General features: G+C 63.2%; 17 protein-coding genes. 9 read left to right on the forward strand and 8 right to left on the reverse strand.

Going from position 1 to position 12,856, the window contains the following annotated elements; all coding sequences use genetic code 11:
* Nucleotides 1–81 precede the first annotated feature (81 nt).
* From RTX79_RS01775 to RTX79_RS01795, 5 genes are all read left to right on the forward strand, one after another.
* A complete protein-coding gene (locus tag RTX79_RS01775) occupies nt 82–417 on the forward strand; it encodes a hypothetical protein (protein ID WP_312681347.1) in 336 nt (111 codons plus the stop codon).
* 304 nt (nt 418–721) lie between these two features.
* Entirely contained in the window at nt 722–1,288 is a 567-nt protein-coding gene (locus RTX79_RS01780; protein WP_312681349.1) for a hypothetical protein, read from the forward strand.
* Between the two features lie 416 nt (nt 1,289–1,704).
* A complete protein-coding gene (locus RTX79_RS01785; RefSeq protein ID WP_312681350.1) occupies nt 1,705–2,094 on the forward strand; it encodes a hypothetical protein in 390 nt (129 codons plus the stop codon).
* A gap of 82 nt (nt 2,095–2,176) precedes the next feature.
* Nucleotides 2,177–2,653: a hypothetical protein gene (locus RTX79_RS01790; protein ID WP_312681351.1), complete on the forward strand. Its 477-nt coding sequence runs from the start codon at nt 2,177–2,179 to the stop codon at nt 2,651–2,653.
* A gap of 61 nt (nt 2,654–2,714) precedes the next feature.
* Nucleotides 2,715–2,975: a hypothetical protein gene (locus RTX79_RS01795; protein ID WP_312681353.1), complete on the forward strand. Its 261-nt coding sequence runs from the start codon at nt 2,715–2,717 to the stop codon at nt 2,973–2,975.
* On the opposite strand, the gene RTX79_RS01800 is transcribed toward RTX79_RS01795, so the two are convergent.
* On the reverse strand, nt 2,965–3,561 hold the full coding sequence (locus RTX79_RS01800) for a hypothetical protein (protein WP_312681355.1): 597 nt from the start codon (nt 3,559–3,561) through the stop codon (nt 2,965–2,967). The genes RTX79_RS01795 and RTX79_RS01800 overlap by 11 nt on opposite strands.
* A 181-nt stretch (nt 3,562–3,742) precedes the next feature.
* On the opposite strand from RTX79_RS01800, the gene RTX79_RS01805 reads away from it, so the two are divergent.
* Nucleotides 3,743–4,309, forward strand: coding sequence for a hypothetical protein (locus RTX79_RS01805; RefSeq protein ID WP_312681357.1), 567 nt, complete (start codon nt 3,743–3,745; stop codon nt 4,307–4,309).
* Between the two features lie 65 nt (nt 4,310–4,374).
* On the opposite strand, the gene RTX79_RS01810 is transcribed toward RTX79_RS01805, so the two are convergent.
* Complete coding sequence (locus RTX79_RS01810; protein ID WP_312681359.1) at nt 4,375–4,872, reverse strand: ferritin-like domain-containing protein; 498 nt, start codon at nt 4,870–4,872, stop codon at nt 4,375–4,377.
* A gap of 199 nt (nt 4,873–5,071) precedes the next feature.
* Between RTX79_RS01810 and RTX79_RS01815 the strand changes: the two genes are divergently transcribed.
* Nucleotides 5,072–6,151 carry a hypothetical protein gene (locus tag RTX79_RS01815; protein ID WP_312681361.1) on the forward strand — a complete coding sequence of 360 codons (1,080 nt, stop codon included), beginning with the start codon at nt 5,072–5,074 and terminating at the stop codon, nt 6,149–6,151.
* A gap of 159 nt (nt 6,152–6,310) precedes the next feature.
* On the opposite strand, the gene RTX79_RS01820 is transcribed toward RTX79_RS01815, so the two are convergent.
* The 4 genes from RTX79_RS01820 to RTX79_RS01835 all read right to left on the reverse strand — a co-directional run bounded on the left by RTX79_RS01820 (nt 6,311) and on the right by RTX79_RS01835 (nt 8,185).
* On the reverse strand, nt 6,311–6,787 hold the full coding sequence (locus tag RTX79_RS01820) for a hypothetical protein (protein WP_312681363.1): 477 nt from the start codon (nt 6,785–6,787) through the stop codon (nt 6,311–6,313).
* A 155-nt stretch (nt 6,788–6,942) separates the two neighbouring features.
* Entirely contained in the window at nt 6,943–7,359 is a 417-nt protein-coding gene (locus RTX79_RS01825) for a type II toxin-antitoxin system VapC family toxin (protein WP_312681364.1), read from the reverse strand.
* Nucleotides 7,356–7,610 carry a FitA-like ribbon-helix-helix domain-containing protein gene (locus RTX79_RS01830; RefSeq protein ID WP_312681366.1) on the reverse strand — a complete coding sequence of 85 codons (255 nt, stop codon included), beginning with the start codon at nt 7,608–7,610 and terminating at the stop codon, nt 7,356–7,358. The genes RTX79_RS01825 and RTX79_RS01830 overlap by 4 nt, the downstream gene beginning before the upstream one ends.
* 188 nt (nt 7,611–7,798) lie before the next feature.
* Nucleotides 7,799–8,185, reverse strand: a complete 387-nt coding sequence (locus RTX79_RS01835) for a DUF2628 domain-containing protein (RefSeq protein WP_312681368.1) — start codon at nt 8,183–8,185, stop codon at nt 7,799–7,801.
* Nucleotides 8,186–8,468: 283 nt separating this feature from the next.
* Between RTX79_RS01835 and RTX79_RS01840 the strand changes: the two genes are divergently transcribed.
* Nucleotides 8,469–9,893 (forward strand): DUF4832 domain-containing protein, encoded by a 1,425-nt coding sequence (locus tag RTX79_RS01840; RefSeq protein WP_312681370.1) that lies wholly within the window; start codon nt 8,469–8,471, stop codon nt 9,891–9,893.
* Nucleotides 9,894–10,027: 134 nt separating this feature from the next.
* Here the strand turns inward: RTX79_RS01840 and RTX79_RS01845 are convergent, their stop codons facing one another.
* Entirely contained in the window at nt 10,028–11,092 is a 1,065-nt protein-coding gene (locus RTX79_RS01845; RefSeq protein WP_312681372.1) for an SDR family oxidoreductase, read from the reverse strand.
* 87 nt (nt 11,093–11,179) lie between these two features.
* Here RTX79_RS01845 and RTX79_RS01850 point away from each other — a divergent pair, with 87 nt between their 5' ends.
* Nucleotides 11,180–11,563 carry a winged helix-turn-helix transcriptional regulator gene (locus RTX79_RS01850; RefSeq protein ID WP_057687470.1) on the forward strand — a complete coding sequence of 128 codons (384 nt, stop codon included), beginning with the start codon at nt 11,180–11,182 and terminating at the stop codon, nt 11,561–11,563.
* A gap of 162 nt (nt 11,564–11,725) precedes the next feature.
* Here RTX79_RS01850 and RTX79_RS01855 read toward each other — a convergent pair whose 3' ends face one another.
* The gene (locus RTX79_RS01855; protein WP_312681375.1) at nt 11,726–12,772 is read right to left on the reverse strand and encodes an NYN domain-containing protein; all 1,047 of its coding nucleotides are present in this window, start codon (nt 12,770–12,772) and stop codon (nt 11,726–11,728) included.
* Nucleotides 12,773–12,856 lie beyond the last annotated feature (84 nt).

Genomic DNA, 12,856 nt, shown 5'->3' on the forward strand with positions numbered 1-12,856 from the left:
ACCGATTTCTGTCTCCATCCCTGAGACCAGCCCAACCTATCCTCCAGCCCCATGGACGCCCCCCACCAAACCCTCACCCCCATGCCAGACGACTTCCACTGGAAGCCGCGCTGCCACCTCGACACGCTCCCCACCGGCCTTTTCCTCCACGGCGAGATTGTCGCCAGCATGCACCAGCGCATCGACGGCGCGTGGCTGGCCCGGCTGCACCGGGACGATGGTCTGCACAGCCCGCTGGTCATGCGCCGCTGCACGTCCTTCGATGCCGGCCGTAGAGGCTGCGAACTATGGGCCCTGCGCCATGAGCGCGCCCTGCGCCGCAAAGTGGCGATAAAGCTGCAGTGGATCCAGGACAACGTAGTGCTGGGCGGCAGGGGCACGCGGCTGGAACTGCCAACTACACGTGCATATGGCTGACGAACGTCCAAGCTCTGCTGGCTTACGCGTGTCAGGGAATGCATCAGGCTTAAATAACTAAAATGGTTACTCGAGCAATATTTGACTGAAGGCTGGAAAATACGTGCGCAGCGTAGAAGTCAGGCATTGGCGATCCCGGTGAGGCTGCTACGGAGATGTGGCGTCAAACGCTTAAGATTGAATCGTGAACAGTTCCAATTTGCAGCTGTCATCCTTATTTACGACAGGCGTCACACAAACGATTTTGACGCTTAAATAATCTGACAGCTCGAATGACGAGCCGCCTGCTAGAGGATATTCATCAATGGAAGTAGCTTCGTGGGGAAGATTTCTGGCATGCGTTGTATTGTTATTGTTATCAGCTTGCACTCAAGATCGCCGGCGCCCTGGAGATCGCGGCGGAAGCGTCGATGGGTCCCTGCATGACGACAACGCTTGTGGACAAGATCAGGTTGAGCGAGATCTGGTATCTGCAATCATCCCTGTCCGGCTTGAGAATCTTGAGCGCTACGCAGGCCGTAGAATAGTTTGTGATCCGTTGGGGATTGTGGTTCTCCTGAAAGGCAGTGGCGCTCTTGGGCAGCGAAAGCTAAAAACGTCTCGCGGTGATGTTGTTGTCACATACGAGGCTGACTATCGCTATTCCGTGCGTGAAATGGAGGTCTTAGCGAATGGGGAATTCATGGAAGATCGATTTCCGGGGGCAAGAGGAATTTACACCGACGCCGTTTACGGGCGTGTAATAATCCTCGTGGATGATCCATCAAAAATTGGTTCATCGAGAGAGCAGGCTCGCAGGGTTGAGCGTGAATTAGGCTTTCCTATTTTCATAATGCCAATAGGTAAGGCTAAAACTAAAGACAATATTTGAATATACTTTTACATGCATTCGCCGGATCCTGTGGATTATTGATGAACAAGCAGGGATGGGTCTATGGCACGGATTGTCATTGCTGCAAGGCGCTATGCCAGGACAGTGATTTCGCAACTTTCCTCATGTACACGCCCGCCACACCAGCACACGATGTTCGTGCTGACCCGTAGGGCCAGCCGGGATCGAAGTCCCGCATGTCGTTAGCAAAGCTTCTCCGTTGTCGCCTTCGGGTACGGCGGAGCATGCGCCCTCGTGCCATCCTTTTGGCGGACGGTGCGGGGGATCGCATGATCCGCCGGTTAACTGCTTTGTACGACGCCGGTACTTCGACCCGCACCGTCCGCCACCCCGCGCCCCGGCGCCGGTGGCCATGCCATGCGAGGTCACCCTTGTCCGCACAATTCAGAGCCCGCGTGCGCCTGTACGCGCTCATTGGCGAATCCGTCCACACGCTCCCGCCGCGCTTCGTCCAGAAGCTGGAAGGCATCCTGCAGGCCCACGAGAGTTCGCGGCACGCCTATCGCCCCGTGGTGGCCGTACCGCCGCCGTGCCGGCGCTCGGCCGGCGACGGCTCCAACCCGGATCCCCGCGCCGCCGCCGACGCCTGGCGCTGCGACCTCAGGCTGGTGGACCGCCAGCTGCGCGCCCTTGCCGAAGTACTGGAAATCGTCCATATCGCGCACCGCGACATACAGACCTCCGTGGAGGAGGGGATATCCAGCGAGAGCCTGATCGACGCCTTGCTGGGCGACGGTCGCGACAGGGTCAGGGCGGCGCGCGATGCCTTGCGTGGCGTGCTTTGAGTCGCGCCGGGTAACGCTACAATTCCCCACAGCCGGCAGCACGCGGGCACGCCCGATCTATACCCCCATGAGCAGGATGCACATGCGCAGATCCGCCTATACGTTCACCGAAACCCCGCACGTCATCGTCGGCCTCGGTACCGCCCTCGTGGCGACCCTTCTGGTAATCACCGTCGCCAAGGGCTTTGTGCTCTGGTTCGGCGCTGCGATCGCGGTGTTCTCCGCACTTGCCGCGCTCCGCTCACTGGGCGCAACGATCATCGTCACCGGCGATTCGCTGACCCGTCGCTCGCCGTTCGGCGAGACCCGCATACTGTGGCGCGATCTGGATGGCGTGGAGATCGGCCCCGGCTGCAGGACCCTGCTGTTTCGTGCCGGCGCCAAGCAGGTATGGATGCGCCGTCCCGCCGAATCGGTGGCGGCGTGGTTCAAGGCATTCCACGAGCAGGATGCTGACGAGGACGCACTCGAGCAGTTGTTGTACATGGCCGACGTGCAGCGCGTTTCGGCAGAGCAGGGCTGGTTGACGCCGCTACGTGCCTCGCGAGGTCACCAGTGAGCCGTGGCGGGGCACCCCATCATCTGCTGACTGAAAGCGCGGGAAGCGCGAAGGTCCTTCCATGAAGCTCTTCTGGGACATTGCGGCGAGAGCGTCACTTCTGTCCGCTGTCTTCATGGCGTGGGTGCTCGCCGGTGCGCCGCCAGTAGGCGGGGTGCATTCGGAGGCACACGTGCTTTGGTTCGGCGCAGGCGCAACCGTGATCTGCCTGGTGACCGCCTTTGGCCTGGACCGTCGTCGACTGGCCGCGAGCGGAATATTGATGGTGCTCTACGCTGGGGTTTTTGCAGCGCAGTGGTTGCAGGCGATGGCTATAAGTTGATCGATCTGGCCATGTTCGGCCGCAGGGAAATCGAAAGGCCCAGCACACCCTCAAGCTCGCTGATCGAAGCCTGCAGCGCCTGCGCCTGTTGTTCGTTTCCCTCGATGTGAATGACAAGGCGATCTTCGCCTGGCTGACCCATCGAGCCAGTAATTCCTGGAATGGTGCGGTAGAGCAGTTCCCTGTGCTTATCGACCAGGGCGTAGAACGCTTCGTTGGTATGCCTGTGGCCCGTCTCGAACACCACTTTCGTGTTCCCGCTCCTGGTGCTGACAGTCCGGTTGGCGACAGGCGCTGAGCCTTCCAGCTCAACCAGGATGTGTTGATCGGGCACTGGCTGGATGGAGATCTCCGTCAATCTGCCAGCGAACTCCTGTCGGAGGCCTTCCATCGCGTGCAGGATCCCGGTCTGGATCGTCAGCCGGGTTATCGCGTCGTCAATGGATACCTCAGGATGCCGGGTGACATAACTTCTGACTAGAACCTGCATCTCCTCATCCAGCTCGGATTGCTGATCCACCGCCTGCGCGTGCGCGTAAGTCGAAAGGCTCAACAAGAAGAAGCATCCGAGAAGCGTCCATTTCATGAGGGGTCTCTGTATTACGTCAGGTGATCAAACGGCGTGGGCAGCAAAATATGTGCAGGCTAGCAACCAGACGACCAGCCTTCCGTGACGCGGCTCACGATGGCACGCTTCGCTGGCAGGCGACGGTCTGTCCGGGCGAGTGCGAGTGCATAATCCTCGCAAAGGGGTCGGAGGATCTGGAATGACGAAGTCCACGCTTTACGCTGCCGCCGCACTGGGCATGCTCGTGTGCGCGCCATTTCAACTGCGCGCCGCATCCCCGGCTCTGCCTGTCCCTACGGCTTCAAGTAAAGCCTCGCGCGCCGACGAAGCCGCCCTCTGGAACAAGATCGAACAGTTCGCATCAGCCGCAGTCGAGGGCGCAGGCCGCTTGAGGCGCACAGCGGGGATCGAAGGTGGCAAGGAGGGCGAAAATAGTGGCCCGGACATCGTCATAAGCCCAAGCCTCACCGCAACAAACGTCACGATGGATCTGGATCAGACGGGACAGCATGAGAGGCTCTCATTCGAGCTTCGGGGCGGGTGCATTTCCACGCGCGCCCTGTTGGCGCACTTCCCGGAGGTGCTGGTTCTCGGGGTTCCCAAACACCCGGATGTGGCCTCACTGCTCGGCACGATCCTGGGCGACGCGGTGGCTGTCTACACGATTACCTCAGCAACGGGTCCGGAACCGGGCCCATGTATCAGCGACGTCTCCGTGCTGACCGTCGAAAGCGCAAAAGCACGGATGCTGCTGCGCCTCCAGTAGCCAAGCTCGAAAAATCAGGGGAATGGCCCGGCCAATGAAAGGCCATCCCCTGACCGCCATCGGCTTTACGCCGGCTCGACCGCCTTCGCTTTCTGCCCTGCCTTCGCCAGCAAGGTCAGTTTCTCGTCGGTGGCCTTTTCTTCGGCCAGCGTCTCCAGCAGCAAGGGCAGGGCCTCCTTGTAGCCCAGCTCCTTGGCCAGCGCCGCGATCGTGCCGTACGAGGCGATCTCGTAATGCTCGACCTTCTGCGCTCCGCCAATCAGCGCGGCATCGCGCACCGGCCCCTTTTCCACTGATTCAATGACTTCCTTGCCTTCTTCCACCAGGCCTTCCATCGCCGCGCACTTGATGCGCTTCAGGCGGATGCCCAGCACCTCCACGACCTTGTCGATCCGTTCGATCTGGCCCTGGGTTTCTTCAAGGTGGGTGTCGAACGCGGCCGCCAGGTCGGGATTGGTCGATGCGCGCGACAACCGCGGCAGCGCCTTGCTCATCTGCTTTTCCGCACTGTAGATGTCGGAAAGTTCGTGGATGAAAAGATCTTCGAGGGTTTTGATCGGCATGTCGGCGACTCCACTGAGGAGAGGCGAAGGTAGGCCTGCAGGTGTTCAAGCGAAGGGGCGGGTGGGTGAGGGGCGTGAGAGGGTCGGCGCGGCGGGGTGGATCAATTGCGCGTGATTTCCCCATTTCCCCGTGTTCACAGCAAAGCGCGCAGCCTCACCTCGCTTGCTGCGCCCGCAGCTATTCAGATGGAGCATCACCATGAGTACACCCAGTGGATTCCCGGACCGCCGCCCACTCGGCACCGAGTACGACACCGTCGTCACTTCTACCCCCGTCATCACCCCCACGCCGGAAAGCGCGGTGTCCTGGGGCGCGATCATCGCCGGCGCCGTGGCCGCCGCTGCGCTCTCTCTGGTGCTGCTGATCCTGGGCGTCGGCCTGGGCCTGTCTTCGGTGTCGCCGTGGTCGTTCGACGGCGTATCCAAGGAAACCTTTGGCTGGACCAGCGTCGCCTGGCTGACCTTCACCGCGCTGGCCGCTTCCGGCCTGGGCGGTTACCTGGCCGGTCGTCTGCGTACCAAATGGACCAACCTGCACGGTGATGAGACCTACTTCCGCGATACCGCGCACGGTTTCGTGTCGTGGGCGGTCGCCACCCTGCTGACCGCTGGCCTGCTCACCTCCGCCATCGGCGGCGTGCTGGGTGCCGGCGCGAAAGTGGCCGGTGCCACCGCTGGCGCCGCTGCGACCACCGCTGCTGCGGCAGGTGCGGGCGCTGGTGCGGCCGCGATGGGCCCGCAGGAAGGCGACATGAATTATTGGGTCGACTCCCTGTTCCGTAACGCCTCCACCAATCCGCCGCCGGCACCGCCGGCCCCGCCGATGGGTGCCGATGCAGGCGCGCCGCCGGCTGCCCCGGTCGGTGCACCGATGGCTCCGGCTGCCGGCCCGCGTGACGCTGCCATGCCGCCGCCGCCGCGTCCGATGCCGGGCAACGAGCGCGCTGGGGATCGCCGTGAAGTGCGTGCCGAGGTCAATCGCATCGTGGTGTCCAGCCTGCAGAGCGAGGGCCTGGATCCGGCCGACAAGCAGTACCTGGCCCAGCTGATCGCCCGCGAAACCGGCATGACCCAGGCCGAGGCAGAGGCCCGCGTGACCGACGTGCAGACCCGCATGCGGGCCGCGCTGGAAGATGCCAAGAACACCGCCAAGACCGCTGCCGATGATGCCCGCAAGGCAACTGCCTACGCCGCGCTGTGGCTGTTCATCACGCTGCTGATCGGCGCGTTCTTCGCCAGCCTGAGTGCCACCTGGGGCGGCCGTCGCCGCGACCTGTAACTTTCGTATCCACCAAGGAGAACCGACATGAAAACCCTACTGCTCTGGTTCCTGGGCGTTCCGATTCCGCTCCTGATCCTGTACGCGATCTTCTTCTAAGCATCGCCCAGTAAGTAAAAACGCCAGGCCGCAGTGATGCGGCCTGGCGTTCTTTTTGGGTCAGTCCTGCAGGCCCCACTTGCCGGCGTCGGCGTGCTTTTCTTTATAGATGGCACCGGCGAAGTCGACGTGCAGTTCGGTCCAGTTGCCGCCATCGCGGTGGGCCAGCACTTCGAAGTGCTTGGGCTTGCGCTCCAGCGTGCCATCGACCGTCCAGCCGGCCTTCTTCACCGCAGCCAGCACCGCGCGTGGATCGGCGGGCACGTCCGGGTGGTGGTGCTTGGGGCCGTGGTGCGGCTTCTTGTGTTCCACCTCGACAAACCGGCCGCCCTTCTTGGCGATGCGGCTGACCTTGATCTCCGACGGCCGTTGCTCGCCTTCCAGACGGATGGCGATGCCTTCGGCGAGCGGGAACGCTTCAGCGCCCTTCGGACCGAGATCGGCCAGGTAGGCGGCATCGTCGGCGATGAAGGTGAAACGGTGGGCAAAGACGTGTTCGATGACGCCGGTGAGGGCGACCTTTTCGTGGTGCGGCATGCATTTCTCCTGAGAGCGCCCAACCGCGGGCGCATCTCCGTTATGGAGTTGGCGAGCGGGCGTTGCAATGCATGCCTGGCGGTACTCGCCAGGCGTAGATGGCAGCCAGTCAGCCACGGCCAGCCAGTCGGCTCTACAGGGCCAGGGGCGATGCCTCAGCAGGTCCACGGGTCGATGATGTCGATCCCGGCTGCCTGGAACGGCCCGGCATCGCGGGTGGCGACGGTGAAGCCATTCGCTACTGCAATCGCGGCAATGTAGCCATCCGGCGTTGGGAACCCCTTGCCGCCCATCCGCGCAGTCACTGCGAGATCGGCGTAGCAGCGCGCGGCCTCCAGATTGAAGGGCAATACCCGGTCGTCGAACAGCTCGATCAGGCCATCGACCGCGCTCCGCAGCGCCTGCTTTCTGCGCCCGGCCGGCAACGCGCCGACGCCGTACAGCAACTCCGCGATCGTCACGCTGGAGAGATAGAGCGTCTCCGCCGCCTGCCTGTCCATCCAGTCGAGTACAGCGGGGGAGGGCGTAGGCCTCATCGCTTCTGAAACGACATTGGTGTCAAGGACGATCATTCAAACCCCATCGGCTTGGCCGGCGTTTCATCGCGCGTGGCCGTCAGCGCATCGATATCGGCGTCGGTGAGGCCGTGATCGGCGCTCAGCGCCGCCAGGGCCGACCCCAGCCGCACCCGGCTGGCCGGTCGCACGGCGGATTCCAGAATGTCGCGGATCTCGGCCTCGGTGCTGCGACCATGCTGTGCCGCGCGCACTTTGAGCGCCCTGTGGGCTTCCTCGGAAAGGTTTCGAATGGTCACGGCAGGCATGTGAGGGCACCTTTTGGCGTGTGACTTCGATGATATCACTACGCCGGTTATGATATCAGTCAGGCCCGAGTCTCGCTTCTCGGCAGCGCCGCGCCACGCTCAGCCAGCGCAGGCGCGGCCGCAGTCAGACGGACTGCGGCCTGACCCCGAGCGCCGCCGAGCACGGGCCGGCGCTACCGTTCTCCCGCTTAGAACAGGCCTTCGAACGGGTTCCAGCTGACCTTGCCCTGCACGCGTTCGGCGTAGTAGCTGTAGTTGGTGCTCATGGCCACTGAGAGGCCAAGCGCTGCCGCCAGTGCCCGTACCAGCAGGTCCGGCACGAAGAAGGAGACCACGATGAGCGCCACGTACAGGCCAAACACCACCAGGCCCTTGCGCCACATGCCCAGGATGAAAAGGTAGATCCAGCTGAAGAACAGGGCGAACAGGTTGATGTTCACTTTGAACTTGCCGGCGAAGGGCAGTTCCTTGAGTGCCTGACGGTATTCCTTGGTCTTCGGTGCGCCATGCTGTGCGAAGAAGTCGAACCGGTATTGCCACTTCGGACTATGCGGGACGGTGTTCGGTGTTTCCATTGTTGATCAAAGCTCCATGTAATCGTTTACATGATAGCTAGAACGAATCGCATTCACCATGGGAAAGCCGCCGAGCACGCCTCGGCGCTACCGATGTGTTCTGCACGGAGCGAAACTGTGATCCGGTCGAGAAATTTCGCTATGTTTCGATATTGATACATAACGAAACATGACATAAGGTCGTCGGCGACAACCCTGGGGCAGGTCCAACGCCTCCCTGTCGCGTCTTCCCTCGTGCAACCGAAGAGGTACGTCCATGTCGTCGTCACGTCCGTTTTCCGGAATGCTGGCTGTCGCAGTCCTCGCCAGCGCCCTGTCCGCCGCCTGTGCCCACGCCGGCACGCTGACCCCGGCGGTATCCACCCAGGAGTTCGACAACCCGCATCGCGGTTTCATGTTGTGGGGCAGTTCGTATGCCGTGGATGGCGGGGTGGACAATTTCCACGGGGCGCACATCTATCACGTGTACCTGCCGTGGCGGATCATCGAAACCGCCGACCAGGTATTCGACTGGAACGCGGTGGAAACCTTGTACCTGCAGCCGATCCTCAACGACGATCCGCTGGCCACCTTCGTGCTGCGCCCCGTGGCCGATTATCCGGAAAGTGCCGCCAGCCAGATCGATGCGCATTACACCGGCGGCGAGAACGAACGCGACTATCCGAAGTTCCTCGAACAGGCGCCGCTCAACATTCCGTATGCGGTGCGCGCCAAGTGCGATTCGGATGGCCCGATCCGTAGCCTGGACTACAACAACCCGGCGGCGCGCCAGCAGATGCAGCAGTTCGTGCAGGCGCTGGCTGCGCGCTTCGATGGCGATCCGCGCATCACGGCCATCCAGGTTGGCCTGCTCGGCTTCTGGGGCGAATGGCATACCAGCGGCTGCGAAGACCTGCAGCCCAATGCGCAGACCCGTTCGCTGATCCGCGATGCTTACACCGCCGCCTTCCTGAAGACGCCGCTGCAGACACGCTATGCGCGGGCGTCGGACGTGGGATCGGCGCTGTTTGGTTTCCACGAGGATTACTTCCCCTCGTTCACCGGCAAGTGCAATGCGTTCAATCCGCAGATGCCCAGTTGCAGCGACGATGGCTGGTGGAACCTGGAATACGGGCTGGCCAACGAGGTGCCGGCGGCGCGGCAGAACTGGATGGTCAACCCGGTCAGCGGCGAGAGCCCGAACAGCAACCAGAAGAGCACCTGGACCAACCGCACCGCCGATGTACGCAAGCTGCTGCGCGATTACCACTTCAGCTTCCTCGGCCCGGCCGGTGCGCACGAAACCAGCGGCAATGCGGCCAAGCTGAAGACCCTGAAGAGTGACCTGGGTTACCGGCTCGGCATCAACACGGTGACCTGGCCCAACACCCAGGTGCGTGGCCAGCAGGCGGCACTGCAGCTGGATATCAAGAATCACGGCTCGGCCCCGCTGTACAACGCCTACCACGTGGAACTGCACTGGGTGGCGGCCGATGGCAGCACCAAGGCGCGCACCTCGATTCCTGCGGTGACCCTGAGCGAGATCATGCCGGGCACGGTGCAGAGCCGCAGTACCACCTTCACCGTGCCCAGCACCTTGGCGGCGGGTAGTTACTCGCTGCGGCTGGCGCTGGCCGACGACGCCCCGGGCCGACGCAACATCGCCCCGCAGAACGACGGGCAGGATGCGCAGCGTCGGCTGCCGCTGGGGCAGGTACAGGTGAACTGAGGTATCGCGGTTCGCTGATACGTGGCGATGCGGCATAGGGCTGCATCGCCAAGTCGGCAGCGGGGCAGGGCAGGCCCGAGCGGCGGCCTCGCCCGGGGATGGATGCCGGGGCGCCTGGCTGCGCTTGGGAGCGCTTACGGAATCAGCCGCTGCGCCCGCAGCGTGGCGAACAGGTCGAAGAAAGCGTCATCGCTGGGCTGGTAGTCCAGGAAGCCCAGCCGACGGCTCTTGGACATATCGGTCATGACTTCGACCGGGCGGCCCAGGTCGGCGTCGGTGTGCCACGGCGACACCAGCCGGTGGATGTCCGGCTCGGCCAGGCCCTGTTCGATGGCCAGCTGCACCCACAGCGCCGCATCGTCGGCCATCTGCCGTTCCAACGGGCGCAGCTCGCCGGTGAACGGCGCCGCTTCGATGCCGAACCAGTCTGCGATGCGGCCCCACATCCAGCTCCAGCGGAACACATCGCCGTTGACGATGTTGAAGGCCTGGTTGGCGGCTGCCGGGGTCTGGGTGGCCCATACCAACTGGCGTGCCAACTGGCGCGCGTCGGTCATGTCAGTCAGTCCGTTCCACTGCGCCAGTGAGCCGGGGAAATAGAACGGACGGCCGCTGCGCTTGCACAACGAGGCATACACCGCCAACGTCGTGCCCATGTTCATGGCGTTGCCCACCGCTGCGCCGATCACCGTATGCGGGCGATGCACGCTCCAGCTGAAGCCATCACGCGCGGCCGCGGTGAACACCTCGTCTTCCTGCGCGTAGTAGAAGTTTTCGATCGGCAGGCGCGGCTGTTCCTCGCGGAACGGGGTCTGCGGCAGCGCGCCCTGTGCGTAGGCCTCGAATGGCCCGAGGTAATGCTTCAGCCCGGTCACCAGCGCGACGTGCTGCACCGACGCGGCCGGCTGCAGTGCATCCAGCAGGTGGCGCACCATGGCTGCATTGACGCGGATATTTTCGGCCTCGTTGGCCTGCCGCGACCACGTGGTGATGAATACATGGGTCGGCCGCAGGTCCGCCAGTGCGGCCCGGGTGGCCTGCGCGTCACGCAGATCGGCCGAGACACCGTGAACGCCCGCCGGCAGCGCCGCCGGATTGCGCGCCAGGCCGTGAACCTCCCAACCTTTCTGGAGCAGCTGCTGGATCAGGGCGCTGCCGGTAATGCCGGTTGCACCGACTACCAACGCTTTCTGGGTCATGGGATTGCCTTTTGCATCAAATAACAGGCAGACACCTTAGGATATCGGGGTCAGGCCCGAAAGAAGGCACCAAATGGTAACCACGCGATGAAAGCAGGCACTCCGGAACAGGAATGGCGTGAAGACTGCGCGCCCCGGCGGGTGCTGGAGCTGTTCAGCACCAAGTGGACATCGATGGTGCTGCACACCTTGGCCGTGCGCCATGACGGCGTGGCGCGCAGCAACGCGCTGCATCGCAGCCTGCCTGCGATTTCCAGGAAGATGCTGATCCAGACCCTGCGCGAGATGGAGTTGGCGGGCATCGTGCTGCGGACCGAACATCCCACCGTGCCGCCGTCGGTGGAGTACAGCCTCACCGCGCTGGGCCGGCAGCTGGTGGAGCCGATCGAGCTGATCTACGACTGGGCGCGACGCAATGCCGATGCGCTGGACGCGCTGAAAGCGCGGCCGACGTCACGGCGGCGCGGATAGCCCCAGGCAGGCCCTTTCCCATGCGCGCATCCACCCCCCAGGAGAGTGTCGTGACCACTGACATGTTGGATACGCAAGGCGATACCCCGGCCGATTACAGCGACGCGCTGTACCGGGTGTATTTCGAGGTGGGGGAGTGGCAGCAGGTCGCGCTTGGTGCGATCAGTGCATTCCTGCTGGAGCGCAGCCGGGACCATCCGGCGTTCCACTTCGATCCTGCGTCGGTGCAGCGGGTGGACCATGGTTATGCGCTGGAACTGCCGATGCAGCTGATTCCAGAAGTGGTGCGAGCGCTGGCTGAGCGGAATGTGGCGGTGTACCAGGTTGTGAGGCGGGGGCGGGTTTGAGTGGCGGCGTTGCGATCTGGATGGTCGCTTTAACGGCTGGTTTCTGCTGCACAAGCGTTACAGCCCATTTTCCAGAGCCGGCCGGGATGTGGGCCAGCTGAGGATAGCTCTTCAGCATTTTCATCAGTCCTGAGTGGCCGTATTTCTTCGGTGCAAAGCCGTTGTGCGTCTTGGTCAGGTGCAGCATCAACTCGTTGCCGCCCACCTTGCCGCCGGGCGCTTGCGCAGCCAGGTGCCTGACTGCATCAAGCACGAAGGAAGGCGACTGCTTGGCGACGGGCGACGCCGCTTTCTTCGCTGCAGGCGCCTTGATCACGACCGCTGGCGAAGGCTTGGCGGGCACCGGCGGCTTGGTTGGCATCGCCTTCGCCGCAGGCGGTACGGGCTGCTTCACCACTGGCACTGGGCCAACCACCACGCTGGTCCCTTTGCCCTCGAAGAACTGGTCGCAGGCTTTCCGCAGGGCAGGGGGCGATTTGGCGTCGCCGACGATAAAGACAGCGGCACCCCGTTCCCGCAGCTTTCGACACAGGTAGGCGAAATCGGAATCACTGGTCACCAGGCAGAACGCATCTGCTCGACCATCCAGCAGGATCTCCATGGCATCCAGTGCCAGGGCGATGTCCGTGGTGTTCTTGCGTGGTGCATAGGCGTACTGCAGGCAGGGGGTGAATGCCTCGCGAACCAGCATCTCCTGCCACTTTCCGCCCAGCGTAGGGGGCATGCCGTAGCCGCGCCGGATGACCAGCCGCCCGAGCCCGGCGGTCTTCTGCAAGGCGAACTCAGCGATTTCGGGTGAGACGTTATCGCAGTCGACGAGGATCGCTACGCGGGCCGTGCTGGTCGTCGAGGAGCCGCTCATCCGTGCGCTACCTGAGGTGTGATGCCCCATCTTGGCGGCAAATCGGGAGCCTCGGCAAGCAGGGCCCCGTCAGGGGTACGCGGC

This window comes from Stenotrophomonas chelatiphaga, assembly GCF_032054965.1.
Taxonomy (GTDB): domain Bacteria; phylum Pseudomonadota; class Gammaproteobacteria; order Xanthomonadales; family Xanthomonadaceae; genus Stenotrophomonas; species Stenotrophomonas chelatiphaga.